We start from the raw sequence: 26,120 nt of genomic DNA on the forward strand, positions 1-26,120 counted from the left end.
CCCTTCCGGCCGGCGGGTCCGGCAATCCCTGATCTAGGGCAGTATGCCATGGAGGTGCGGTTCAGGTGGCGGAACCGGTCCGGAACAGCAGGACTTGGTGCACTTCTTCGAGGGAAGCTGCGATTTCCTCGCGATCCACCCCCGCCAGGTACTGGAGAACGCCAGTATGCCGGCGGCGGCGAACAGTCCGGCAAGCAAGGCGGCTGCAGCGGCAGCAACAACCGGGCTGCGCGGCCACAGCCCGGCGAGCCCCAGGAAGGCCGGGACGGTGGCGCTCACCTGGCTGGTCAGTACCAGCGCCCAGCCCGTGAACCGGTCCACCCTGGACAGGCCCAGGGCCATCGAGACAAAAAACAAACCCCACAGCAGGGACCAGCCCAGCCAGAGAACGGCCAGCAGGGGATCCTCGGCAAGCCAGGCCGCCGCGAGGAGCAGCCCAACGCAAGCCACCATGCCGCAAAACCAGCCCAGGCCCTTTGCGCCCAGGTCCAGCAGAAAGTCCAGGCCCACATAGAGATATGTCAGGCCGAACAGGAACATGCCGGCAGCTGTCAGCGCTCCGCCCGCAGACGGGCCCGGCGACAGGACGACGACGCCGAGCACCAGCTGTACGAACCCCACCGCCAGGCTCAACACGGCTGCGTCGCGGCGGGGAACGTGCCCGAGGGCGGCCAGGCCGTTGATAAGCAGTGCAGCGCCGGACAGGAGGAGGCAGATGTGCGGCATCAGGACGCCCCGCTCTTGGGAGACCCGCGTGGTAAGTATTTCATAAGGTGGAAAATTTCTGTCACAATACGGAGATTAGCGGAATCTGTAATACCCGCCTAACAGTCCGCAGTCTTAATCGGATAACTTGAAACATAAACCTTTGGGACGGTGCCGCCCTGCGTGTGCCATCCCTCGTTCGGCCACGTAAGGAAAAGTTCATGCATGCTCGGCTGGAGGCCATCAGGGATACAGTCCTGGCCAGAAACCCCGGTGAAGTGGAATTCCATCAAGCCATCACGGAGGTTTTCGAGAGCCTCGGGCCGGTCCACGACCGCCACCCGGAGTTCCTCGAAGCAGCCATCCTGGAGCGGCTCTGCGAACCTGAGCGGCAAATCATCTTCCGCGTTCCCTGGATGGACGATCAAGGCCGCGTGCAGATAAACCGCGGCTTCCGGGTGGAGTTCAACTCCGCGCTGGGTCCGTACAAGGGCGGATTGAGGTTCCACCCCTCGGTGAACCTTGGCATCGTTAAATTCCTGGGCTTTGAACAGATCTTCAAAAACGCCCTGACCGGCATGCCCATCGGCGGCGGCAAGGGTGGCTCCGACTTCGATCCGCGTGGCCGCAGCGACGCCGAGGTCATGCGGTTCTGCCAGTCCTTCATGACCGAGCTCTACCGCCACATCGGCGAGTACACCGATGTTCCGGCCGGCGACATCGGCGTGGGCGGGCGTGAAATCGGCTACCTCTTCGGCCAGTACAAGCGCATCACCAACCGCTACGAATCCGGCGTCCTCACCGGCAAGGGCATCTCCTGGGGCGGATCCCTGGTCCGGCCGGAAGCCACCGGATTCGGGACGGTCATCTTCACCGGCGAAATGCTCAAAACCCGGGGGCTGTCATTCGACGGGCAGCGGGTGGTGGTCTCCGGTTCCGGGAACGTGGCCATCAACGCCATCGCAAAAGCCCAGGCGCTGGGCGCCATGGTGGTCGCTTGCTCGGACTCCAGCGGCTACATCATCGACGAGGCGGGGATTGACGTTCCCCTGCTGCGCCAGATCAAGGAAGTGGAGCGCGCCCGGCTCAAGGAGTACGGCGTCCGCAAGCCGGGTGCTGCGTACGTTGACGGCGGCTCCGTGTGGGATGCCGGCGCCACCGTCGCGCTGCCGTGCGCAACGCAGAACGAGCTCGACGGCGATGCTGCCGCTGCCCTGGTGCGCGGCGGCCTGCTCGCCGTGGGCGAAGGCGCCAATATGCCGAGCACACCCGACGCCGTCGCGGTCTTCCAGCAGGCAGGCGTCCTGTTTGCACCGGGCAAGGCAGCCAATGCCGGCGGCGTTGCCACCTCCGCCCTGGAGATGCAGCAGAACGCCAGCCGCGATTCCTGGTCCTTCGAACACACCGAGCAGCGCCTGACGGACATCATGGTGGGGATCCATGACCTGTGTGCCGCAACCGCCGAGGAATACGGTGCCCCCGGGGACTATGTCTTGGGCGCGAACATCGGCGGGTTCGTCAAGGTTGCCGACGCCATGCTGGCACAGGGGCTGATCTAGGCTCCAAGCCGGCGCCAGCCCGCCGTCGTACGCCCCGCGTTGGATCAGGCCTGGCGGCGCCAGCTGGTGGGGGACAGGCCGGAGGCGTCGCGGAGCGTGCGGCTGAAGCGGGCCGCGTCCAGGCTTCGTCTCAACTCGACTCGTGGGGCGCGTGGGCGGTGGAGCCTCGAACGATGAGCTTCCCCTCGAGCCGTCGCCGCTGTGGCGAGGGCCCTTGTTTTCCCTCAATCCGCTGCAGGAGCAGCTCTACGCTTACCCGCGCCATGTCTGCAATCGGCTGATACACCGTGGTTAGGTCGTACGCAGCCCAGCCCGAGATCGGAATGTTGTTGTACCCGATCACCCAGAGGTCCTCCGGTACACGGATGTTGGACTTGCGGGCGGCGTCAAGTACGCCGTATGCGACGAGATCGTTCGCGCAGAAGATCGTGTCGGGTTTGCTCTTGCTATTCCATAGCTGCTCGACTGCCGCCTCGCCGGAAGCGTAGAAAAGGTCTCCGTAGACGACGCGACTTTCGTCTATTGGGGCCCCGAGGCTCGCGAGCCGATTCCGGAAACCTTGCTCGATTTCACGCCCTGGGCTGAACGCGCGGCCTCCCACCCATGCGATGTCACGACGGCCATGCTGGATCAGGTAGTCAGCTACCCGGCGGCCGCCTTGGGCGTTCGCTCCGGCCACTGTGTCCGTAGCCACGCCGCGGACCGTTCGCCCCATGAGCACGATCGGTGCGCCGGCATTTATGTCGGCCTCAAGCTCCGGCATATGATCCACCGCTGCGGTGTAGATCAAGCCGTCGACGGACCGCTCGCGCAGCGCCTGCAAGGCATCCGGGGCGTTACCATCAACATCGGCAAGCCACACACTCAAACGGAGGCCGTGACGGGCCACGTGTTCGTGCACCTGTCCCATCACTTCCAGCCCATACAAGTTAACAGGCGTAGACACGACCACACCGATCGACCTTGAGCGTTGAGTACGCATTGCTCGAGCGGAGGCGTTAGGCACAAACCCGGTCTGATTGAGGATCTCCGTGACCGCGGCGCGGGTCTTCGCCGAGACATTGGGGTGTCCGCTCAGGACGCGCGACACTGTACTTTGAGACACGCCGCTCATCCGCGCGATGTCTCTGCTCGTCAAGATGTCTTTTTCACTTGTAATGGTCACACCACAGATACTAGCGTCCAACCCGGCGACCTTGGCTGTCGAACGACGAACGTATTCAATCGGGACTGCCCGGGCGCATAACCCCGCAGCAGTGCGGGGACGGCACAGTCCTAGCCGAAGCGCCCAGGCCAATATAATCCCGGTTCTTCCCCGATGCCAAGGCCAGGCGCACCCGCGCCGGCGGCTGTGGTCTTTGCCGAACCAGTGGTGGTTGCCGGGGCCGATGTCCTGAGGCAGAACCGTCACCGATCTGCCGAGACCTCACATTCCGTAGTTAAAAGCTCCTGCGCCGAGCCAAGCAGCACACATCATATTCCGCCAATCTCCGTCGGATTTCAGCTGGGCCCCGACCTGATTGACATCGTATTCAATGGCCGGTAACCTCTCAAGCATGCCCAGGCTGGTCACTCGTTTGCATAGCACTAGTGACCAGCCCGGGATCAAACTACTGGGTTCCTGGTGCGTGTATTTCTCACGAATCCACTTCCAGAGGTTGGGAAACGGCGCTCATCGACGGCAGTGCGGCTCAGCGTGGTCTGGGCGTGATACCGCAGACCGATTTCCATGCCGGCGCGGCCGAGATGATTGTGCCATTCCGCGAACAGGAATCGGACACCTCCCGTAGCTTGACGTGAATTGAATACGGAGTCTGCCGCGGATGCCGAGCATATGTCATTGATGATTTTGGACGAAGGAGAATCGTGGAACTGAAAGACACAACCGCCCTCGTGACGGGAGCCGCATCCGGGCTGGGTGCGGCAACCGTGGATGCCCTCCTCGCGAGAGGCGCCGCCGTGGTGGGCATTGATCTGCCTTCCTCTATTGAACAGGCCCCCAGTAAGGATCGACTGACCTACGTAGCCGCGGATGTTACGAAAGAGGATGAGGTGAGGGCGGCGCTCGATGCAGTCGGAGATGGCGTTCTTCGCCTGGCTGTCAACTGCGCGGGGATTGGGCCGGCTCGTCGGATCCTGTCATCTAAAGGCACCCACGATCTCGCGACATTTCAGCGAACCATCGATATCAACCTCGTTGGCACGTTCAACGTGATGCGCCTCGCGGCCGAGAAAATGTGCGAAAAATCCGGGGATGAAAACGGCCAGCGTGGCCTCATCATCAACACCGCCTCCGTTGCGGCGTTCGAAGGTCAAATCGGACAGATCGCATACTCAGCATCGAAAGGCGGAGTCGCCGCGATGACGATTGTGGCCGCTCGAGACCTTGCACGGTCCGGAATCCGGGTGAACACGATCGCCCCCGGAATAGTAGACACCCCGATGCTGGCTACCGTGGCTGACGACTACAGGGCGCGACTCGCTGCGGGTGTTCCCTTCCCCGGACGGCTTGCGCGGCCCGACGAGTTTGCACAACTCGTGATGATGCTCGCCGAACACGACTACATCAACGGCGAAACGGTGCGCATGGACGGGGCGCTCCGCATGGCGCCTCAGTAGGCTCAGCCGGGGGTTGTCCCTATGCTTTTTAGCGGCTTGGGAAAGTTCGCCTTAGCAGAGGGTTCCGCTTCGGGCATTGTGTGGATGACGTCGCAGCGACGGCGGGCCAGAGAGACCAAAGTCCTCCGGTCCGTCGTCGAAACCTGATTGCAGCGTCAAAGCTGGTCTCGCCAAGGGCGCTTTACTTCAAATCACCCGTTCCCTGCCTGGCTCTGAGCAGCAAAATAGGCAGGAGCCTTGGTGGCTTGCGCAGGTACTGGTAGACGGTTCCCTGCTGATCTCGTAATCCCGGGCAGGCGTTGTGCGGAGACACCGTCTGCGGCACGGCAGGCCAGTTCGGAGGCCTGCTCGGGGGAGGCTTTTCTTGCTTCCACGATCGACGCCGCGTTACTACCCGACGAAGGAAGATGGGATCGTCGGGCTGCATGAGGGCCTGCAGACCGACGATGAGCTTTACGAGTTCCGCTCCGGAGAGTCGAACGATCTCATCGGAGACATGCTTTCGCTGATGGTCGGTGTATTCACGCCTAGCGACGAGAAGCTACTCGAGCAGCGCAAGATGCTGCCATACATACACTTCGAGAGGTACTGCGTACGCTGCCATGACCGATTCCCGGACTGTTCCACACCCCCGCTCGCACGAATCGAGGCGCGGGATCGTCCTGCTTATTATCGGACTGGTGCTCGCGATGCTCCTCGCTGCGTTGAGCCAGACGGTACTCAGCGCCGCGATGCCAACAATGGTGGGAGAGCTCGGCGGTGTCGACCAGATGCTGTGGGTGATGACCGCATTCATGCTGGCCTCGACCATCACGATGCCGATCTACGGCAAGATGAGCGACCTGATCGGACGCAAAGGGCCCATGATCTTCGCGATCATCGCATTCATTTTCGGTTCTGTGATCGGCGCGCTCGCTCCCGACATGGGTGTGCTCATCGCAGGGCGCATTGTGCAGGGGCTCGGTGGTGGGGGCCTGATCATCCTGTCGCATGCGATCATCGCCGACGTCGTGCCGGTGCGTGAACGCGGCAAGTACATGGGCATCATGGGTGCGGTCTTCGCAGTGGCGTCGGTCGCCGGTCCGTTGCTGGGTGGCTGGCTTACAGAAGAAGTTGGCTGGCGTTGGACCTTCTGGCTTAACGTCCCGCTTGGCGCGCTGGCGCTTCTCGCGGCGATCACATTACTGCACTTACCGAAGGGTATTAGCTCGAGGCCGAAGATCGACGTATACGGCATTATGACGCTTGCCGGGGCGATGGCGTGTTTGATCCTGGTGGCGTCGTGGGCGGGTAACGATTACGAGTGGACCTCGCCTGTAATCCTGTCGTTGATCGCGGCTACCGCGGTCCTGGCCATGCTGTTCGTTCTCATCGAGGGCCGGGCGACCGAGCCGATCATTCCGCCCGCCTTGTTTCGGGACCGCAACTTCAATCTCACGACCGCGGCGAGCCTGCTGGTCGGCGTCACCATGTTCGGTGCGATGGGATACTTGCCGACGTACCTGCAGATGACCTTTGGGGCGGATGCCACATCGACAGGCCTTCTTATGGTGCCGATGATGGCCATGATGATTGTCGCATCCCTGTTGAGCGGTTGGCTTGTCAGCAAGTACGGGCGATATAAGTGGATGCCAATCACCGGCGCGGCATTCATTGCTATCGCTCTCGTCCTGCTGGGCACGATGACACCCGAGACACCGCTTTGGTGGTTCTGCGTCGAGATCGGACTGCTGGGTTGGGGGCTGGGCGTGAACCTCCAGATCCTGCTGCTGATCGTGCAGAACTCATTCCCGGACCGAGTCGTGGGTACGGCGACTGCGGCGAACACGTTCTTTCGTCAGATCGGTGCGTCGCTGGGAAGTGCCGTCATTGGCAGCCTGTTCGCCCTGCGGCTGATCGACATCATGCGCGAGCGATTGCCATCGGACGCCGAACCGCGGGTCGGTGACATCTCGTCGCTCACGCCGCAGGTTGTGCTTGAGCTGCCGGCGCCGGTGCGCGACATCGTTGTGCACGGTTACAACGACGCGCTCACCCCTCTCATGCTGTGGATGGCGCCGCTTGCCCTCATCGCGTTGGTGCTGCTGTGCTTTGTGAAGGAAGTGCCGCTGAAGACAACCATCGAACGTGACCTCGTGCCCGACGCCCTTAGCGCGGGGGCAGCTGATGACCGAAAGTGAGGGCGACGAGCCAGATGTGATCGAACCCGTTACCCGGGCGAACCTGTCTGGCGACGTCTGGCGAAGAAAGAAAATGCAACGCATCGAATTCGTACAGCCAGGCGAACTGCGGGATCGGATAATCGCGTCTGTCTTGAGTGGTAAGAAGACCGCAACAAGCAGACTCGCCGCGATCTTCGACCTTGAACAGAAGGAAATCTCGAAACCTGGCGATCGATACGAGGTTGTCGACTCCAACGGCAGCGTCGCCGGCATCATCGAGATCGACGAAGTGAGGATCATGCCACTCGCGGACGTCGGAGAGGACGTTTCGAGCGCGGAGGGCGGATTCTTTGAGGGCATCGAAGACTGGCGCCGTGTGCACGTCCAGGGCTGGCAATCGTATGCTGCCGCTATCCAGGGTGCGACGTCTGATCCCAACTGGAGCATTACTGACGACACACCTGTTGTCGTCAGGTTCTTCCATCTGGTCGAGTAAGTACGTTCCATGGCTGACGTGAGTGCCGCCGGACATGTCTGAGCATTGCCCGACGAAGAACAATCTATCCCTTCGCCCAACGAAGGACATCTACTCACGTCGCGAGCTTGGAGGCCTCCAGGAGCTCGTGGACTCGCGTTTACGCTGATCAGTCTGGCCTCCGCCGTGCTCACTGGTCAGGTGTTGACTGTTGGCGGTGGTGTGACAGCAGGGGTATCGCACTGGCGGTCCATCAGCGGATACGTATGCAGTTTTGCTCTGCCAGTGACAATCACTTCCATGGTGGTACTCGATTTCCAAATCTGGATACGATACCATCGGAAGGGTTAATTGGATTCCATGGGATGTAGCGGCGTGCGGACATTGAGGGTCATGTCCGATTTCGTGTGGGTGTCGCATGCGATCCACGGTGAGGCAACGGATAAGCGGAGGCTCTGTATGAATTCGGAGAATAAGGGCTTTGTGCCGGAGGAAGAGCGTGATTCGCTTCGCGAGAAGTATCGGGAAGAGCGGGACAAGCGGCTTCGTGCGGAAGGCACTGCGCAGTATGTGAAGCTTGACACTGCTTCGGAGTATTTGCGTGATCCGTTCACTCCTCGTGTGGAGCGGGAAGCGGTTCGGCGTGAGGTGGATGTGTTGATCTTGGGTGGCGGCTTTGGTGGTTTGACCACGGGTGCGTTGCTGCGCAAGTCGGGTGATATGGAACTTGCGATCATTGAGGACGCGGGTGACTTTGGTGGTGTGTGGTACTGGAACCGTTATCCAGGTGCCCGGTGTGACATTGAGTCCTCGATCTACTTTCCGCTTCTTGAAGATCTTGGTTATATGCCTACGGAGCGGTACGCGCGTACTGACGAGATTTTCGGGTATGCCCGCAAGATGGGGCACCACTTTGACTTGTATAAGGATGCGTTGTTCCAGACCCGGATGACGGAGATGCGCTGGGATGAGGACAGTGCGCTGTGGCAGGTGGCCACTGATCGTGGGGATCAGATCAGTGCACGGTTTGTGGTGTTGGCTTCCGGGGTGATGTTCAGCCGTCCTAAGCTGCCGGGTATTCCGGGGATTGAGACTTTCAAGGGGCATTCGTTCCATACCAGTCGTTGGGATTATGAGTACACGGGCGGCAGTAATCTCGGGGGTATGACGGGGCTGGCTGATAAGCGGGTTGCGGTGATTGGCACCGGGGCTACTGCGATTCAGGTGGTGCCCCGGGTTGCGGCAGATGCTAAGGAAATGGTGTTGGTCCAGCGGACCCCCTCGATTCTTGATGCGCGGGGGAATCGTCCGACGGATCCGCAGTGGTGGTCGAGTTTGCCCAAGGGGTGGCAGGAGGACCGCCAGATGAACTTTGACCTGGTGTTGGAGGGCAAGAGTCCGGACCGTAACCTGATTGATGACCAGTGGAAAGAGGTCTGGGGGCGCCCGGATGCTTCGTCCATGTCCCCGGACGAGGTTGTCGAGGCGATGGAAGCATTGGACTTCCAGCAGATGGAACGCATTCGCCATCGCATCGCGGAGATCGTGGAGGATCCCGAGACCGCTGCTGGTCTCATGCCGTATTACGGGCGGTTCTGTAAGCGGCCTTGTTTCAGTGATGAGTATCTGCAGGCGTTCAACCAGCCCAATGTCACCCTGGTCGATACTGATGGCCGCGGGCCTGACCGGATCTCTGAGAATGCCATTCATTTTGATGGTGTCGCGTATGAGGTGGATTGCATCGTCTATGCGACAGGGTTTGAGTCGTTCGCGACGTCGCCGTCGCAGTCGGGTCGCTACAACGTGATCGGGCGGGGCGGGATCACGCTGGATGAGAAATTGGGTCGTAACGAGTACTACTCGCTCCATGGTTTGTATACCCATGGCTTCCCGAACATGTTCATGGTCGGTAACAGCCGCCAGTCAGCGCCGACGTTCAACATTCCGTTCCGGATGCATATTCAGGCCAGCCATGTGGTGGAGCTGATCACGACGTTGGTTGATTCGGGTGTCACGTCGATGGAAGTCAAGCGCGAGGCGGAACTGGCGTGGGATGCCCACATGGCGGAGTTGCGTCTGAGTGGTGCGCCGATCGCGAAATCCGTGCAGGAGTGCACGCCCAGCTATTACAACAACGAGGGCAATACCAGCGGCAATATTGTTCCGGCGATCGCGGCCGGATACCCGGGCGGCACGCTTGGGTTCCGCAAGCAGATCGATGCGTGGCGCGCCGGGGAGAGGTTCCGTGAGGACATGCTCTTGACCACGTCTTCGTCTGATTCGCGCGGCAGCGTCCTCGCGTCCGTTCAACCACAGAGAGGCATCTAATGCGGTATTACCCTGACAGTGCAGATCCGGCTAACCGCTCCGATCTTGAACATTGTTTCGAGCGGGCATTACCGGCCGATGAGGGTTCGGTGATGCTGGGGATCTTCCTGCCGAATCAGTCCTTTAGCGAGTGGCCCACGTTGGCGCCGAATGCGACGGAGTGGACGTACCAGCAGAATCTGGCGACCGTGTTGGCGGCCGAGGAGATGGGCATGAGCTTCGCGTTGCCTCCGTCGCGTTGGGCGGGACTGCCTGGTGATGAGATTGTGTGGCGCGGTGCCAGCCTGGACGCGATCACCTTGTCAGCTGCACTGTTGGCGGCAACAACGAAGATCACGCTTCTGACCACGATGCACACCAACCTGCTCAATCCGGTGGTGGCTGCCAAGTTCGGTGTGGGGCTGGACCATATCGGACGCGGCCGTTGGGGTGTCAACGTGGTCAGTGGCTGGGGTGTGCAGGAGTTCGCTTCGATGGGCGTTGAGCTGCTGGACCGCAAGCATCGTTACGCCTACACGCGGGAATGGCTGGACGTTGTCGAAGCGCTGTGGCGTGACGGTGAGGCAACGCTGGATGGCGAGTACTTCAAGATCAATAAGGCCTCCGGCCGTCCGCGACCGATGCAGGTCTCGCCTTTGATTGTGAACGCAGGCCAGTCCTATACCGGGATGCGGTTCTCCGCCGAGCGTGCAAACTATATCTTCAGCTACGGGGATAACGCCGAGAAGTTCCGCAAAATCCGGGCGGAGGTCGGCAGTGACTGCGGCTTCATCGGGGCCAAGGCCGTGATTGTCGGTAAGACGACGGCCGAGGCCCAGGAGCGCGCACAGCAGATCATCGACCAGGCAGACCGTGGGACGCTGCGAAACATGCTCGTGTCCAGCGGCGCCGCGTCTGCCGAGGACGCCGAGCAGCGCATGGCGACCCGTGAAGACGTCTATGAGTTCCTCCTCGGTGACGCGATCATCGCCAGCGCTGAGGACGCCGGAACACAGTTGGCGGACTGGGCGGCGACGAACAAGATCGATGGGGTCTGCCTGAACCTGTTCGATTACGTTACCGACCTGGAGCTTTTCCGCACTGACACCATCCCCGCCTTCGAGGCAGAGCTTGCCAAGCACGGCAAAACATACCGCCGGCCCTCCGTTCCCGAAATCATCTCCGAGTCAACCGCAGTCTGAACCGCGATTTCCATAATGGTAGGCGCCGACCGAGGGGTATGGGGGTCCACGTCCACACCAAGACGTCGACCCCCGGCCCCTCTGCTGTTGAGTATCGCAAAAGAACAGGGTGTCCAAGGGGACCAGTGCCTTCTGGCGGAGCCGATCGAGACTCGGAAGCTGCTGTAGGGCGACAGATCGCTGTATAGACAGCTCGACGTTTGGTATCACAGCACGACAAGATCGTAATGCCGCGGAGAACGCGCAGAACGCCAAAGGAGGCGCACTATGACTCTGGAAGTCAACAATGTTAACGCGAGCCCCGACATCGAGGCCGGGTCGGAACGACTGAACCTGCAGCGATTGGCTGACCTGCACGCCATCCAGCAGCTCGCAGCGATCTACCCTATCCTTGTCGACAGCCAAGATCTGGATGGGCTGGTAGGTCTGTTCGCAGAGGATGGCATATTCTTGCGTGCCGGGGCTGTGCATTCAGGTCGCGACGAGCTTCGTCAGTTCTACGGCCAGATCATGAACGCGTACTCCCTGACCGTCCACACGGCGCATCAGCACGTGGTTGACCTGGCGTTGGGTGCAAACACAGCGGTCGGAGTGCAGATGGGTCATGGTGAGGTTGCGGTCGACGGGCAGCGGATGCTCGCCTCATTCCGTTACGACGACGAGTACTGCCGAGTTGATGGCAGGTGGTTGTTCGCGCGTCGGCAGATGCGATACCAGTACTTCACCTCCCACGAAGATCTGGGGCTGAGCATGGCTGGTCGCCAGCGGGTTCGTGTTCCGGGTGCTGCTCCGCGTGAGGCAGAGATTCCAGAAGAGCTGCCGTCTTACCGAGCCGCACAGGCTGCTCGCGACAAGGAAATTCGATAATGCCAGAGCCGGCGACGACAGCTCAGACGCCGTTCGACCGCGCCAAAGCGATACTGCAGGACCAACGCAGGAGTCTTCGTGCCGAAGTAGCGCCTCGCTCCTGAGCACCCGTTTCCCGCGGCAGTGAACGATGCGTGCACCGCCTTCGACGCTGCATGCTTCGTGCTGGCTCCCCGCTGGTGGACTTCAGCGGTATGAACCCCAGTATGAGGAGCGTGCACGCCTCGACCCGGATCGTGTTCCGAAATGGCATCGAACGTGCCGCGAGCCTGTAACTGGATGTGCGAGGACCGAAAGACGCATCCGGCGCGTTTCCGATGGTGGCCGACCCTGGTTGGCTCCCGCCTTGTCTGTTGCTGGTGGTGGAGCGCTGAGGTGCTGTTTGACGACTCTCGCAACCTGGCTGACAAGCTCCGGGCATGTCGGAGCAAACGTTGATTATCCGGCATACGACAAGATGGTGCATGAGAATGGTTACGAGTCCAGCGGCGAGGAGTATCGCCCCGGTCAAGCCATGCTTGGCGGACAATCCTCCAACTCACCCCGTCCGGCTAGTTTGGATAGCTATTTGCCACTAGCATCATGAGTGTGCTGGGAACCAATTCAAAGACGATTCTGACAAGCCGCGATATCGCAAACTTGAGCGGCGTATCGCAAAGCACGGTGTCGCGTGTGCTGAGCGGGCATCCCAACGTGTCGGAGAAGACCCGCAAGAGGGTTACCGAGGTCCTTCGTGAAACAGGTTTCGTACCTAACGCGAGTGCCCGAGCCATGCGTACCCAGCGCTCACGGTCGATTGGACTCGTCGTCAGCACCCCAGTAAACCTCTATGCGATGGAAGTAATGAGAGAGGTGCACGAACACGTCGCCCGTCACCGTTTACGGCTGAGTGTATGGCTGGCCGATACGGATGGTAACGCTCCGGATGCCCTGCAGGCCCTGCGGGAGCGGTCAGTCGATGGACTTATCTACACTGCGGCCGTCGATCAGATGCCCGAGCTTGAGGCCGACATTAGTGCTGGCGCACCTATCGTGCTTATGGGACGCACCATCCGCGGAATACCAACGGACACGGTGTCCGGAGCAAACGTGCAAGGCGGACGCCGCGTAGCGGAGTACCTTCTGGAGAATGGTCGTCGTGATGTCGCGCTGGTGGGCGGTCGCGCATTCAGCCCAGGACGCGAGATCGAGCAAGGATTCCGGCAACGCCTGGAGAGCCTGGGTTCCCCATTAGCTGATAAACGCATCATCTACGGCGACCTAACATACAGGTCCGGCGAGCATGCACTTGAGCAGTTGTGGAATGGCAAAAAGAAACCCGACGCCATCTTTTGCGTCAATGACCTTGTTGCCTACGGTGTCCTCGACGCTGCTCGCAAGATGAAGATCCGAATTCCTGAAGACCTTTGGGTTGTCGGGTACAACAACATCACGATGTCTGAGTGGGCCGCTTACGACCTCACCACGGTTCAGTTGCCAATCGCACCGATGGCCGAAATCAGCGTGGAGTTGCTCCTGCGACGGATCGACGGGGAACAGGCGCCCACCCCAAGGCGACGACGAGTCGAGGGTGCACTCCTTGTTCGCGGGTCGACAGCCCACGCACCTGCGGTGCCATCAACGAAATGACACCCGGGATGAAATTCACGACTCCGCTGGGAGCCGAATTTTTCTCCACCCGAGCCGCCAGTTACACTTCGTCTGCACTCTACGCCGGTTCCAGGCTCAGCAATTGACTGATTTTGCTCTCTGGATCCAGGTGTTCAACACGCTCCACTAAGGCTCGTGCAGCCGATGAGCCAATGACCGGACTGGTAAGTGTCACGAATTTGCTCTCCAGCGCCTTCCACTCCGCAGATAGTTCGGCGTCAGGCGTGGGCTCGAAGACATCGACTTCGGCTTCGAGCCGATCTCCGTTCAGGAGAGTGATGGAGACTTTCGTCGGCGCGGTCATCGCCCTGTCACTCTCCAGAAGAACCGCAACCTTCTGGCGCAGGGCGATCAGACGCGGATCGTGCACGCTTTCGTCTGAAAACGCCTCCGGGCCGGTGCCTAGACCAGCGAGGGCAACACTGGCCGCATGTCGCTGGCTGAACTTGCCCTCGAGCCCTGTGACGGGGTCACTGATGCAACAAATATCAGCCACCTTCTCCGAGACGTGCAACTGCACGTCGGCGATATCGCCCTCGGTGAAGGCAGCTTGCTCACGGAGCTTGATGATACCGTCGATCGAAGAGTGGGTGCCGTGACAGCTCGCATGGCGCTTGAACAGGACCGACTCGATCGCCAATCGATCGCCCATTACTCCCTGGGGGCGAGACGGGTCGAAGGTGGTGCTGTGCGTCCAGGCGAAGCCTTGCCGTCCCTCGATTCCGTCGGACGGCGCCGTGAATCCCTTGGACGCTAATTGCGCGGCCAGAAGGCCGTTCGACGCAGCCTTCGCGGCATTTAGGTGTTTGCCCATCGATCCGAATACGCGCCTCAAGCCCGCAGCTTGGGTGGCCGCCAGAGTATAGGTTCGCGCAATGCCGTCGATGTCGAGATTGAGGAGGCGTGCGCTGGCGCCGGCTGCACCGAACGTCCCGTAAACGCCGGTGCCGTGGAAGCCGTTCTCGTAGGCCGAAGGACCCGTTGCGAGTGCGATGCGAGCCTGTCCTTGCAGGCCGGCGACGATCGCTTCAACAACCTGTGCGGTTGTTGCATCCACCATCTCGCCGAGCGCTACCGTTGCCGAAACAATTGCGGCTGACGGGTGGCCGTCAGTCCACAAACTCGAGTCGTCGAAGTCCAGAGCATGAGCAGCAATCGCGTTTGCCAGTGCTGCGTCACGCGGGGAACTGCGAAGGTGCGTCCCGATGATAGTTGCCACCGGTCGAGAGCCGCTATCCGTGGCTATGGCCTGTGCTATTCGCCCCGTCGGCTCGACGGAGCCCGCGATCACCACTCCGAGCCAATCGAGCAGCACATGCTTTGCTCTCGTCAGCGCATGCGGTGGAAGGTCTGCGTAGCGGATTGCTGCAATTTCGGTCGCTACCTGAGTGGTGAATCCTTCAGCGGATATCTCGGTTACTGGCATAACTGGAGTCGATCAAAGCTAGGTGACATAGTCAAGCCCGTACGGGATCGTATGCAAAAATTGTCTGCTGGCGGGGACAGGCGAAGGAAATAGCCCGCGAAGGTTTCGCATTCAAGGCTGTCGTGGTATCGTATTCAGAAATTGTTGGGTGTGCTTGTGGCTGTCGGGGTTTCCTCGGGTGCCGCCTGCGATTGTGCGAATTCGAGGTGGAGTTTTGTCAGCGAAGGCGGAAGAGATGTTAAGCGTGCCATCGGAAGCGGTTGATGTTCGTGTCGATAAGTGGTCGACGCCGGTTTTGAATGATGAGAATCGGTTGAAGTTGGCGACGTTTGCTACCAATATGCGCGGGAGTGTGACGCTTGCCAATGTGGAGGGCAAGGTCCTGGGCAGTTGGGAGGAGAGCCTTCGGTTGGCGCAGCATGCTGACCGGATCGGGTTTGATGCGGTGATCCCGGTGCAGCGGTGGCGTGGGTTCGATGGGCAGTTCAATTTGTCGGCTCGCTCTTTTGAACCGTTTACGTGGGCGACGGCGTTGCTGGCGCGGACGCAGCGGATCCAGGCGTTTGCCACGGTCCAGGTTCCGTTGATCCACCCGGTGATGGCGGCCAAGATGGCGGTGACGGCGGATCATGTGTCGGGGGGCCGGTTCGGGATTAATGTTGTGGCGGGGTGGTTCCCGGAGGAGTTCGCGATGTTCGGCCTCACCCAGCGGGAGCACGAGGCCCGGTATGCGTACGCTGATGAGTGGACGACGCTGCTGAAGCGGTTGTGGACCGGTGATGCTCCGGCTGATTTCAATGGTGAATACATTAAGGCTGTTGACGCGTTCTCTGACCCGCGCCCGTTGCAGGACCCGTATCCGGTGATTATGAATGCGGGCACCAGCGGTCCGGGCCGTGACTTCGCTGCCACCCATAGCGACCTGATCTTCGCCTCCCTGCAGAACATGGAGACTGCGCGGCGTCAGATCGCGGAGATTAAGCAGCAGGCGTTGGCTTCCCATGGCCGTGAGGTGCGGGTCTTTGGGCGGGTGCATATTGTGTGTCGCCCGACCGAGCAGGACGCTCGGGATTACTTCCGTTTTGTGCACCGTGACAGTGCTGATGTTGCCGCGATTGAGAAGCTGTTTGATAAGAGCACCGCGAACTCGAAGAGCTTGGAAGTTGATCCCGAAGAACACGGGCAGATGATCGAGCGGCTCGCTGCCGGCCGTGGTGCGATGACTTTGATCGGTACCCCTGAGCAGGTTGTCGAATCGCTGCTGGAGTTGACCAACGCCGGACTCGACGGGGTCGCGATCTCCTGGGTCAATTACGACGAGGGACTTCAGCAGATGGAAGACGAGATTCTGCCCCTCATGGTCCAGGCCGGCCTCCGCAGCTAACCCGCAGCAGACCGGCCACGCCGCTACACGCGGGACGGACGGACCGCATCCGGAACCCCACTAATCCACATCGCACACTCAATGAAGAGGAACACCGAATACCGATGAGCGACACAACAACGAGGCCAGTGTCGGCCGCCGCTCGCTTGCGTGAACTGATCGCGGGTGATGGGCTGGTTCATATTCCCGGGGTTCATGACCCCTTCTCGGCGCGGGTAGCCCAGGATCTAGGATTTGGCGCGGTGACCATCGGCGGCGGGGTTACCGTATCGGTCGCTTATCATGCGATTCCGGATATGACCATGATCTCCACCCGCGACATCATCGATGTCGCCCGGGGCATCACGCGGGCAATTGACATTCCGCTCATCGTCGATTTCGACGACGGGGGAGGCAACCCACTCCAGGTACGTCAGGCGGTGCAGTTGGCGGAGGCTGCCGGTATCGCTGGCGTGATGATCGAGGACACGAACTTCGCCTACCCCAAGCACACGCCCCCCAAAGAGCTGGGGAACGTCATGCGGTTCGACGACAACCACCACTTGACACGTGATGCGGCTGTCCAGCGGGTCCGGGCAGCGGTCGAGGCGCGGCGGAATCCTGACACGGTCATCGTGGCGAGGACTGATAGTGCTCTGATATCGAAGGACGAGGCATTGTTGCGGATGCGGTTGTTCGCAGAGGCTGGGGCTGATGTGATCAAGCCAACCCATTTCGACTGGGAGGACGCTGCAGAAGCTGTAGAGGCATCATCCGGAGTGCCGGTGATGATGGTGCCCATCCGATTCGGCAGCGCAACACGCGAAGAGCGCGAATTTGCGCTTCAAAGCGGTGTAAAGATTCTGCTTGACCCGGTTCCTGTCTCTTACGCAATATACGAAGCAGCTATCAAGACGCTGACCGAACTCAAAGAAACTGGCATGGTTGACGCGGATTATTCCGGCACTGCTAAGACCGTCCAGGAAACCATTCGCTATCGCGAGTGGGGCGAGCTCGCGGTCCGCTATCAAGCATCGGATGCCGCGTCATGATCCAACTGTCCGCCGCGCTGGCATGTCAACGATTGGGCTGGATGTACGGCCACCGGGCCAGATGCTATTCGAAGCTCGCGTTGCCGCGGACTTGAGTGATCCGCGTCAGCCACCGAATACCTTCCATCTGAACACGACTCGAACATCTCGCCCTACGGAGGTCAACATTATGGAGTCAGTAATTGACGCCCCCCTCAGTGACACTGCTCACACGTCAGAAGAAGAAACTCAAAAGTGGGTTGGCATAGCACGTTCGCTGGGGCCGCTCGTAGAGTCCGAGGTGCCGCAGGCCAACCAGGACAAGGTCATCACCTCAAAGGTCGTTCAGGCGTGGAAGGACGCCGGCCTGTATGGCGTCATGCTGCCAAAACACCTCGGAGGCGCGGGTGTGGACGCCGTTACCTATATCCAGATCGCGGAGGAGATCTCGCGCCAGGATGCCTCAGCTGGTTGGGTCTACGGTAACCATCAGACAGGCACCCTGTTTATTGGGATGCTTCTGCCGGCTGAAGCATTGCGGGAACTGATCGGCCCAAACGCAGACGGCGTCGCCTGCGGCTCGGGTGCCCCGCAAGGAACCTTCGGCACTGCAAAGCCAGTCGAGGGTGGCTATCTCGTCAAGGTGGGTCCCAGGTTCTTCGGATCCGGCTCGCAGCACGCGACGCGAGTGGTCAGCCGGGTAGCCCTGCTCAATGAGAACGACGAGATGCTCATCGGCGAGGACGGGGAGCCCAATGTCGTCCATATTTGGGTGGACCCTAAGCACGTCGAGTGGAAGCACGATTGGGACCCGTCCGGTCTCGCCGGATCAGGCTCAGGTTCCTATCTAGTGAAGGAACACGTACTCGAGGAAAAGTGGATGGCAATCCACGACGGCACGGAATTTCCTAACGAGCCAGCTTTCACTCAGGGGTTTACATCGGTCACCACCCTGCACCACGTCGGCACGGGACTCGGCCTGGCGAAAAGAGCGATCGAGGAGATGGCGAAGTCCGCTCGAGGACGGCGTCGCGGAGTTGTGCCGTCCCTGGACGAGTATCCGCTCTTTCAAGCCGACTTCGTTCGGGTTGCTTCGCTGTACCAAGCGTCGCGCGCATTCATTCTCGACTCCTATAAGAACCTCTGGGAGGCGGCGGCAGAGCACCGTATGACTGAACTGCACACCGCACTGATCGAGCAAGCAGCACTTCACCTCTACCGGTCGCTTGATGACATCATCGCGACCGCATCGCTGTGGGCGGGTTCAGACGTGGTTGCGAAGGACGGAATTTTTGCTCGTCTTAACGCCAACGCCCGGATCGCAATGAACCACCTTTTGGTAGGTCCGCAACACGCCGTTCAGATCGCGCCCGCATTGCTGGACGACTGGCAAGAGTGACCGCCGGTCCGTTTCTTTCATCGACAGCGGCCACACCGCTCAGTAAAAGGGATATCGGGGCGTTGACGTCGCCCCCCCGCTTTCGCGCCTCGGTCAGCAGGCCCCCCAGTTTTGCCCGAGAAAGGACAATATAGAATGTTCGGCCTAAGCCAAGAACAAGTGAAGCTAATCGACACCAGCCGCACGTTGGCGCTCGACGAGTTCAAACCGAAAGCGATGCAGTGGCACCGTACTAAGGAGTACCCCGCCGCGAACATAGCCATTCTGCGAGAGGCGGGGCTGCTTGGGCTGTGCGCGCCAAAAGCGTTCGGCGGCGGAGGTCGCTCCGAGTTTGACGCGCTGCTGGTGCTTGATGCGGTCGGGAGCGTATGCCCAACCACAGCTGCCGCCATGAACGTCTTTGACGTGGGCCCGCTGAGTATCATCACCAAGCACGGTAGCCCTGCCCAGCAGGAGAAATACATCCCCCGAATGTTGAGTGGTGAACTCCGCCTTTCGATCGCACTTACCGAACCTGACGCAGGCTCTGAGCTGACGGGTTTGAAGACGAGCGGCCAAATCGATGGCTCGGACGTGGTTCTCAACGGAGGCAAGATTTTCTCTGCCGGCGCCAATGCGGCGGACGTGTTTCTTGTTTATGTCCGATTTGGCCCAAAGCTCAGCGACGTTGGGGCGGTGATTGTTGAGAAGGATTCGCCTGGCCTCGTGGTCGGGCCTACCAGAACGTTCATGTCCGGCTCTACCTGGGCGGAACTGCGGTTCGAGAACTGCAGGGTCCCGGCGGCGAACATCCTGCCCCTGGAGAACGGCTTCAAAGACCTCATTTTCACGTACAACATGGAGCGTCTTGGCGCCGTTGCCAAGTGTCTCGGAATTGCCGAGTGTGCACGTACTCATGCGCAGGAGTACGTCGTGAACAGGCACCAATTCGGCGGTCCGTTGTGGGATCAGCAGGGTCTGCGATGGAAGTTCGCCGACATGGAACTGCGGATTGAGTCGGCGCGACTGCTCATGATGAAAGCCGCTTCCAATGCGGTTGACGGTAACCCGTCGCGCATCGATTCGAGCATGGCGAAACTCGCCGCCAGCGAGGCAGCTTCTTTCGTGTGCGACGAAGCGATCCAGGTGTGCGGAGGCACCGGGTTTGACGAGGAGAGCGGTCTGCCTTGGCTATACGGGATTGCTCGCAGTTACCGGATCGCTGGCGGGGCATCAGAGCTTCACCGAAACATGATTGCGAAGGATCAACTTGCGTCGAGCTGGACATTCAACCACCAGCGCTAGACCTCTATCCGCTTCCCCCAAAAGGGGGATACGAATCCAGGTCGTCGCCTCGGGTTCTTCGCCGCGCTGGCCAGTAGTCGAGATCCTATGCGAGCGAGAAGTGACGCCGCCAGAGGCTGTCTTGCCGGGAGCATGAGTTCGATGAGAAAGTCGCGAAAGATTTTGTCGCGGTGAACGATGAGAGATTGGGTTACGAGATGAGCAGCGAACTACCGGACCTTCCGGACTATGACGAGCTACCAAAAACCGACTTCGGTATCGGAGCATCGTGGGGCATGTTCGGGCAGTCCGACGAGGACGGATTGCTGAACCTGCACGGTCCGGCTACAACACTTCAGGCCGCCCAATCGATTGTCACCGGCGAAGTCATCCGGCTCGATGTGCCGCTCGACTTTTTCGACCCGCCCTTGTACGGACGGCCCCGCTACACGAGGGATACAGTGGTCACGGAAAATGGCAGCGTGGACGAATCGTACTCGGCGCTCAATCCGCAGTCGAGCAGTCAGTGGGATGCCCTCAGCCATGTGGCGGCATACCCCGGCAAGTACTACAACGGAGCGACCCTGGATGAAGTCTTGGAGGGCCGTAACTCGATCGCCAGTTGGGCTCGACGAGGGATCGTCGGGCGCGGTGTACTCCTTGACCTCCAGAGGGACGCGGAACTCAACGGGCAGCCATACGACCCGGGAAGCCCGCACGCATTCTCCGTCGCCGACCTTGAAAGGGCGCGGCAACGAGCGGGAGTCGAGTTCAGGCGCGGGGACATAATCTTGCTCCGTACGGGGTTTGCGGCGTGGTACGCCGACTTGGGTACCGACGAACGTCAGCGTATTTCCGACCGCGCGAACATGGCGGCCGCAGGGCTTGAGCACACCGAAGAGATGGCCAGGTATCTCTGGAACATTCACTGCAGTGCAATCGTGAGCGACACACCCTGCGTTGAGGTTTTTCCCATGGGGCACTCGAGCCCGGAGTCACCATTCGGCATCCTTCACCGAGCCCTGCTCGGTCACTTCGGCATGGCAATCGGCGAGCTTTGGTGGCTCGAGGAATTGGCGGCGCGAAGCCACGACGATGGGCGAGCGACGTGCATGCTGGTGAGTGCTCCGCTCTACGCACCCGGTGGCGTTGGCTCTATGGCTAACGCACTTGCGATCCGTTAGCGGCGCGTATCGCCTCCAGCATATGGAGGACCGAGCCTCCTCTGAGCTCAGACAATGGTCTCGGCTCGCGGATGACCTATTACGCAAACCTTTTCCAGGCTGACAATGTCTTCGCGGTGCTGGTGGTCCTAACAGCGTTCACGACGCTGCTGACTGCCGCCATCCGACGCGTCGAGAGGCGCCTCCTTCACTGGCACAAGTTCGAAGACCGCTGATAACTGAACGACCGAAAGCTTATCGCAAGTCCATCCAGCTCCTGACGTTCGTCTCGAGCTGGATGTACCTGCATATTGCACTATCGCCCGAACAGATGGGACGGAAGCCAGTGACTAATCACATCTCCGACGACATCCGAGCAGGGGGCCCTAACGTGCTATGGCCGACCGAAGATGACGCCACCGCGGATGCGGACAGAGGATTCATCGGAACCATCGATCCGCCAATAATCACGGCTGCCGACGGCCGGGTTGTTTGGAGAGTGGACGATTATGCTTTTCTGGACGGAAAGCCACCAGCGAGTGTCAACCCAAGTCTTTGGCGTGTCTCCAAATTGAACAGGCGGCATGGGCTGTATCAAGTCGCAGACGGCATATTTCAGGTGCGCGGATTCGATGCTGCGAATATGACGATTGTGGTCGGAGCCACTGGATTCATCATCATCGACCCACTGATGAGTGTGGAAACAGCTGAAGCTGCCCTTGCCCTCACGCGCTCCCACCTCGGGGACCGGCCGGTGACGGCAGTCATCATTTCACACAGCCACGCCGATCATTTCGGTGGCATTAAAGGCGTTGTCAAGGCCGATGAGATCGAGAGCAGCCAAATTCCCTTAGTGGCTCCGGCGGGCTTCTGGGAGCACGCAGTCGGCGAAAGCCTATATGCAGGCCCAGCTATGTTCCGCCGCTCCGGATACCAGGCCGGTTTTTCTTTGCCGCGTGGCCCTCACGGGGGCGTGGGCACAGGTTTGGGCGCAGGCGCGTCCATGGGGACCATGACACTCATAGAGCCAACCGTCTTTATTGACGACGTGAGTGAGATGACCCTGGACGGTGTGCCGTTTGAGTTTCATTACACGCCGGACACGGAAGCGCCAGCAGAGATGATCTGCTATCTTCCCCGGCACCGGGCGCTGTGCATGGCCGAGATCGTCAGCCAATCGATGCACAACATCTATACCCTCCGTGGTACGGAAGTGCGTGACGCCCTGGGCTGGAGCCGGGCCATTGACGACGCCCTAGCCAGCTTCGGGGATCGCTCGGACGTCATGTTCCTGACACATCAATGGCCGGTGTGGGGAACAGCTAAAGTCGTCCAACACCTCGAGCTGCAGCGTGATCTCTACCGCTATATCCATGATGAAACTCTTAGGCTTGCAAATCACGGCTATGGCCCGCTTGATGCCGCAGAGATGATCGAACTGCCGGATTCGCTGGCAAAGTTCTCCCCCAACCGGGGCACTTACGGCGCATTGAATCAGAACGTCAAAGGCGTCTGGCAACGATACTTAGGCTGGTTTGACGGCAATCCGGCAAACCTGCACTCACTACCGCCGACAGCGATGGGCCAGAGGTATGTCAACGCTATAGGCGGTGCCGCCGCAGTTCTGGAACAGGCGAAGACTGCTCTCGAGGGCGAGGACCTGCGATGGGCAGCAGAACTGCTAAAGCAACTACTTGCTGCCGACCCTTCGCACTCCGAAGGGCGCGCGCTACAGGCCAGGGTCTTCGAGAGGCTGGCGTACCTGTCTGAAAGCGGCGTCTGGAGGAATTTCTATCTCAGCGGTGCACGTGAACTGGGCGAGGCATCCGCCCGGCAGCGGGCCGCCGCGGGGCACGCCAGGGACGAGCTACTTGCCGCTATTAGTACAGAGAAGTCGCTGGACTACATGGCGATTCGCCTCAATGGGCCAAAAGCGCACGACTTCGTCCTTACAATTGCGTTGTCCCTCACTGATTCCGAGGAAAGCTTCACAGTGTCGGTCGGCCGCGGGGTGTTGACGTACCGGCGAGTGGCAGGTCCCAACGGCTGTGATCTGAGCTTGCGCATTGCCAAACTCGACTTCGCCAAACTTGCTTCCGGCGCTACTACCCTGCGGGATCTTCAGGCACAGGCATCGCTCGAACACCAAGGGGACCTGGCTCGTCTGGAAACACTGATGTCACTGATGGATCAGTTCAACTGAACGTATTCACGAAGTAGAAATGTCGTAGTAGCCGCCGCGCTGCTGGCTGACGCAGCTCTGGTGGAATCCGCCTCCAGAGCTGCTCGGCTCCGACGGCCGTACCGCGTGCTTGCCGCTCAGCGCGGCGGGCGGCTTGTCAATTCCATACTCACGCCTCAAGCTGTACTGTCCCGGGACTTTGGTGACATGGCGGGAAATGACGCACCAAAGAGGACCTCCGGTGTTGCGTGGAGCCTGTCGAGAGCAACAACAAATACCAGGACGTCCTCGTGTCCCGCTCTAACGCGATCCTTGCCCCTGCCGGGCGCGCTTAAACGCTCGCCCGGGGCGGGGCAAATCATCATTGGCCGTTATGCCGGGCGCCTGACGGTTCAACCTCTCAATGCCTACCGCAGCCCGCTGGGCCAAGCGGGCTGTCGAGCAGGGATGTTGCGCGATGACAGTTCACGACGCTTTCTTGACTCGTGAAATGAGTGACGGTGTGCTTGGCCGGAAACTTGGGTCTAGGCATGCCTTGAGTTGGGCTGTTATGGTATCGTATTCAGGAATGGTTGGGTGTGCTTGTGGCTGTCGGGGTTTCCTCGGGTGCCGCCTGCGATTGTGCGAATTCGAGGTGGAGTTTTGTCAGCGAAGGCGGAAGAGATGTTGAGCGTGCCATCGGAAGCGGTTGATGTTCGTGTCGATAAGTGGTCGACGCCGGTTTTGAATGATGAGAATCGGTTGAAGTTGGCGACGTTTGCTACCAATATGCGCGGGAGTGTGACGCTTGCCAATGTGGAGGGCAAGGTCCTGGGCAGTTGGGAGGAGAGCCTTCGGTTGGCGCAGCATGCTGACCGGATCGGGTTTGATGCGGTGATCCCGGTGCAGCGGTGGCGTGGGTTTGATGGGCAGTTTAATTTGTCGGCTCGCTCTTTTGAACCGTTTACGTGGGCGACGGCGTTGCTGGCGCGGACGCAGCGGATCCAGGCGTTTGCTACGGTCCAGGTTCCGTTGATCCACCCGGTGATGGCGGCCAAGATGGCGGTGACGGCAGATCATGTGTCGGGGGGCCGGTTCGGGATCAACGTTGTGGCGGGGTGGTTCCCGGAGGAGTTCGCGATGTTCGGCCTCACCCAGCGGGAGCACGATGCCCGATACGCTTACGCTGATGAGTGGACGACGCTGCTGAAGCGGTTGTGGACCGGTGATGCTCCGGCTGATTTCAATGGTGAATACATTAAGGCTGTTGACGCGTTCTCTGACCCGCGTCCGTTGCAGGACCCGTATCCGGTGATTATGAATGCGGGCACCAGCGGTCCGGGCCGTGACTTCGCTGCCACCCACAGTGATCTCATTTTTGCGTCGTTGCAGAACATGGAGACTGCGCGGCGTCAGATCGCGGAGATTAAGCAGCAGGCGTTGGCTTCCCATGGCCGTGAGGTGCGGGTCTTTGGGCGGGTGCATATTGTGTGTCGCCCGACCGAGCAGGACGCTCGGGATTACTTCCGTTTTGTGCACCGTGACAGTGCTGATGTTGCCGCGATTGAGAAGCTGTTTGATAAGAGCACCGCGAACTCGAAGAGCTTGGAAGTTGATCCCGAAGAACACGGGCAGATGATCGAGCGGCTCGCTGCCGGCCGTGGTGCGATGACTTTGATCGGTACCCCTGAGCAGGTTGTCGAATCGCTGCTGGAGTTGACCAACGCCGGACTCGACGGGGTCGCGATCTCCTGGGTCAATTACGACGAGGGACTTCAGCAGATGGAAGACGAGATTCTGCCCCTCATGGTCCAGGCCGGCCTGCGCAGCTAGTGTCATGAGCCGTTCCAACCTTGCAGTACCGCTGCGCGGGGACTCTCGGAACACTCTGCACCCGCAGCCGCTGCGGGCAGCCATATCTATGCTCAATGGAGAGAGGAACATGACATGTCGATGAGTGGTACGACAGTCCGGTCGGGTGAGCAGCTTCGACTATCGCGGCACGGGTCTGTGCTTTTGATCGAGATGGTGCGGGACGGTAACCGTAATGCTTTGACGACTGAGATGAAGCTTGCACTGAGTGAGGCCCTGGTTGAGGCTTCCAGGCCTGAGGTTCGTTGTGTGGTGATCACGGGGACGGGTAAGGCGTTTTGTGCCGGGGGTGATGTCAAGGGCATGGATGTGCTGCAGTCTCCGGATGCGGCGGACAAGGCGATGCGCTTACTGCACGAAACTATCGTTCTGCCTTTGTTGCGGCTGGCTAAGCCGACGATTGCGGCGGTTAACGCTGTGGCCGCCGGGGCTGGTGTGGGTTTGGCTCTTGCCTGCGATTTCCGTGTGGTGTCGAGGGAGGCGGATTTCGTTTTGGCGTTCAGCCGTATTGGGCTTGTGCCGGATTTCGGTGTGTCCTACACGTTGCCGCGCCTGGTGGGCGCGGCGAGGGCCAAGGAACTTGCGTTTATTAAGGGGCGGCTGACGGCTGAGGAGGCCAGCCAGTGGGGGCTTGTTACTGAGCTTTGCGCGCCGGATGCCGTCCTGGGACGTGCGATGGAACTTGCCGGGCAGCTTGCTGCTGGTCCGACTGTTGCGCTTGGTCTGACCAAGCGGATGCTGGATGAGAGTTTGTCCTCGAGCGTTCATGAGGCGTTGCGGCTTGAGGCTGAGAGTCAGCGTGATGCGTGGTCAACGACGGATCACAAGATTGCCTGTAACGCGTTCATCCAGAAGAACGATATGCCGTCTTTTCAAGGTCGATGAAGGGTACTCCA

General features: G+C 60.2%; 20 protein-coding genes. 17 read left to right on the top strand and 3 right to left on the bottom strand.

Annotated features, from left to right (window positions below; all coding sequences use genetic code 11):
- Nucleotides 1-33: 33 nt before the first annotated feature.
- The gene (locus tag ARTSIC4J27_RS00735) at nucleotides 34-726 is read right to left on the bottom strand and encodes an AmiS/UreI family transporter (RefSeq protein ID WP_083435233.1); all 693 of its coding nucleotides are present in this window, start codon (nucleotides 724-726) and stop codon (nucleotides 34-36) included.
- Nucleotides 727-926: 200 nt separating this feature from the next.
- Between ARTSIC4J27_RS00735 and gdhA the strand changes: the two genes are divergently transcribed.
- Nucleotides 927-2,264: an NADP-specific glutamate dehydrogenase gene (gdhA, locus tag ARTSIC4J27_RS00740; RefSeq protein WP_050053298.1), complete on the top strand. Its 1,338-nt coding sequence runs from the start codon at nucleotides 927-929 to the stop codon at nucleotides 2,262-2,264.
- 130 nt (nucleotides 2,265-2,394) lie between these two features.
- On the opposite strand, the gene ARTSIC4J27_RS00745 is transcribed toward gdhA, so the two are convergent.
- On the bottom strand, nucleotides 2,395-3,429 hold the full coding sequence (locus ARTSIC4J27_RS00745) for a LacI family DNA-binding transcriptional regulator (protein WP_083435234.1): 1,035 nt from the start codon (nucleotides 3,427-3,429) through the stop codon (nucleotides 2,395-2,397).
- Between the two features lie 701 nt (nucleotides 3,430-4,130).
- On the opposite strand from ARTSIC4J27_RS00745, the gene ARTSIC4J27_RS00750 reads away from it, so the two are divergent.
- From ARTSIC4J27_RS00750 to ARTSIC4J27_RS00780, 7 genes are all read left to right on the top strand, one after another.
- Nucleotides 4,131-4,883, top strand: a complete 753-nt coding sequence (locus ARTSIC4J27_RS00750) for an SDR family NAD(P)-dependent oxidoreductase (protein WP_050053300.1) — start codon at nucleotides 4,131-4,133, stop codon at nucleotides 4,881-4,883.
- A 602-nt stretch (nucleotides 4,884-5,485) separates the two neighbouring features.
- Nucleotides 5,486-7,063, top strand: coding sequence for an MDR family MFS transporter (locus tag ARTSIC4J27_RS00755; protein ID WP_050053301.1), 1,578 nt, complete (start codon nucleotides 5,486-5,488; stop codon nucleotides 7,061-7,063).
- On the top strand, nucleotides 7,050-7,541 hold the full coding sequence (locus tag ARTSIC4J27_RS00760; RefSeq protein WP_152683732.1) for an ASCH domain-containing protein: 492 nt from the start codon (nucleotides 7,050-7,052) through the stop codon (nucleotides 7,539-7,541). The genes ARTSIC4J27_RS00755 and ARTSIC4J27_RS00760 overlap by 14 nt, the downstream gene beginning before the upstream one ends.
- Before the next feature lie 372 nt (nucleotides 7,542-7,913).
- On the top strand, nucleotides 7,914-9,848 hold the full coding sequence (locus ARTSIC4J27_RS00765; RefSeq protein WP_050053303.1) for a flavin-containing monooxygenase: 1,935 nt from the start codon (nucleotides 7,914-7,916) through the stop codon (nucleotides 9,846-9,848).
- The gene (locus ARTSIC4J27_RS00770; protein ID WP_083435235.1) at nucleotides 9,848-11,029 is read left to right on the top strand and encodes an LLM class flavin-dependent oxidoreductase; all 1,182 of its coding nucleotides are present in this window, start codon (nucleotides 9,848-9,850) and stop codon (nucleotides 11,027-11,029) included. The genes ARTSIC4J27_RS00765 and ARTSIC4J27_RS00770 overlap by 1 nt, the downstream gene beginning before the upstream one ends.
- Nucleotides 11,030-11,296: 267 nt before the next feature.
- Entirely contained in the window at nucleotides 11,297-11,896 is a 600-nt protein-coding gene (locus ARTSIC4J27_RS00775) for a nuclear transport factor 2 family protein (RefSeq protein ID WP_050053305.1), read from the top strand.
- Nucleotides 11,897-12,484: 588 nt separating this feature from the next.
- The gene (locus tag ARTSIC4J27_RS00780; RefSeq protein ID WP_161799507.1) at nucleotides 12,485-13,525 is read left to right on the top strand and encodes a LacI family DNA-binding transcriptional regulator; all 1,041 of its coding nucleotides are present in this window, start codon (nucleotides 12,485-12,487) and stop codon (nucleotides 13,523-13,525) included.
- 79 nt (nucleotides 13,526-13,604) lie between these two features.
- Here the strand turns inward: ARTSIC4J27_RS00780 and ARTSIC4J27_RS00785 are convergent, their stop codons facing one another.
- Nucleotides 13,605-14,972 carry an MmgE/PrpD family protein gene (locus ARTSIC4J27_RS00785; protein ID WP_083435237.1) on the bottom strand — a complete coding sequence of 456 codons (1,368 nt, stop codon included), beginning with the start codon at nucleotides 14,970-14,972 and terminating at the stop codon, nucleotides 13,605-13,607.
- 214 nt (nucleotides 14,973-15,186) lie between these two features.
- Between ARTSIC4J27_RS00785 and ARTSIC4J27_RS00790 the strand changes: the two genes are divergently transcribed.
- The 9 genes from ARTSIC4J27_RS00790 (at nucleotide 15,187) to ARTSIC4J27_RS00825 (ending at nucleotide 26,109) form a co-directional block, all read left to right on the top strand.
- Complete coding sequence (locus ARTSIC4J27_RS00790) at nucleotides 15,187-16,356, top strand: LLM class flavin-dependent oxidoreductase (RefSeq protein WP_152683733.1); 1,170 nt, start codon at nucleotides 15,187-15,189, stop codon at nucleotides 16,354-16,356.
- Between the two features lie 104 nt (nucleotides 16,357-16,460).
- Nucleotides 16,461-17,387: an isocitrate lyase/PEP mutase family protein gene (locus ARTSIC4J27_RS00795; RefSeq protein WP_050053309.1), complete on the top strand. Its 927-nt coding sequence runs from the start codon at nucleotides 16,461-16,463 to the stop codon at nucleotides 17,385-17,387.
- 280 nt (nucleotides 17,388-17,667) lie between these two features.
- Complete coding sequence (locus tag ARTSIC4J27_RS00800; RefSeq protein ID WP_161799508.1) at nucleotides 17,668-18,765, top strand: acyl-CoA dehydrogenase family protein; 1,098 nt, start codon at nucleotides 17,668-17,670, stop codon at nucleotides 18,763-18,765.
- Nucleotides 18,766-18,900: 135 nt separating this feature from the next.
- Nucleotides 18,901-20,049, top strand: a complete 1,149-nt coding sequence (locus ARTSIC4J27_RS00805; protein ID WP_050053311.1) for an acyl-CoA dehydrogenase family protein — start codon at nucleotides 18,901-18,903, stop codon at nucleotides 20,047-20,049.
- Between the two features lie 185 nt (nucleotides 20,050-20,234).
- Nucleotides 20,235-21,212 (top strand): cyclase family protein, encoded by a 978-nt coding sequence (locus ARTSIC4J27_RS00810; protein WP_152683734.1) that lies wholly within the window; start codon nucleotides 20,235-20,237, stop codon nucleotides 21,210-21,212.
- A 71-nt stretch (nucleotides 21,213-21,283) separates the two neighbouring features.
- Nucleotides 21,284-21,427 (top strand): hypothetical protein, encoded by a 144-nt coding sequence (locus ARTSIC4J27_RS22655; RefSeq protein WP_161799511.1) that lies wholly within the window; start codon nucleotides 21,284-21,286, stop codon nucleotides 21,425-21,427.
- Nucleotides 21,428-21,537: 110 nt separating this feature from the next.
- Nucleotides 21,538-23,394, top strand: a complete 1,857-nt coding sequence (locus ARTSIC4J27_RS00815; RefSeq protein ID WP_161799512.1) for an alkyl/aryl-sulfatase — start codon at nucleotides 21,538-21,540, stop codon at nucleotides 23,392-23,394.
- Between the two features lie 621 nt (nucleotides 23,395-24,015).
- Entirely contained in the window at nucleotides 24,016-25,185 is a 1,170-nt protein-coding gene (locus tag ARTSIC4J27_RS00820; protein ID WP_152683736.1) for an LLM class flavin-dependent oxidoreductase, read from the top strand.
- A 114-nt stretch (nucleotides 25,186-25,299) separates the two neighbouring features.
- Nucleotides 25,300-26,109, top strand: a complete 810-nt coding sequence (locus ARTSIC4J27_RS00825) for an enoyl-CoA hydratase/isomerase family protein (RefSeq protein ID WP_050053315.1) — start codon at nucleotides 25,300-25,302, stop codon at nucleotides 26,107-26,109.
- Nucleotides 26,110-26,120: the final 11 nt, after the last annotated feature.

Origin of the sequence: Pseudarthrobacter siccitolerans (assembly GCF_001046895.1) — a bacterium.
In the GTDB taxonomy this organism is placed as follows: domain Bacteria; phylum Actinomycetota; class Actinomycetes; order Actinomycetales; family Micrococcaceae; genus Arthrobacter; species Arthrobacter siccitolerans.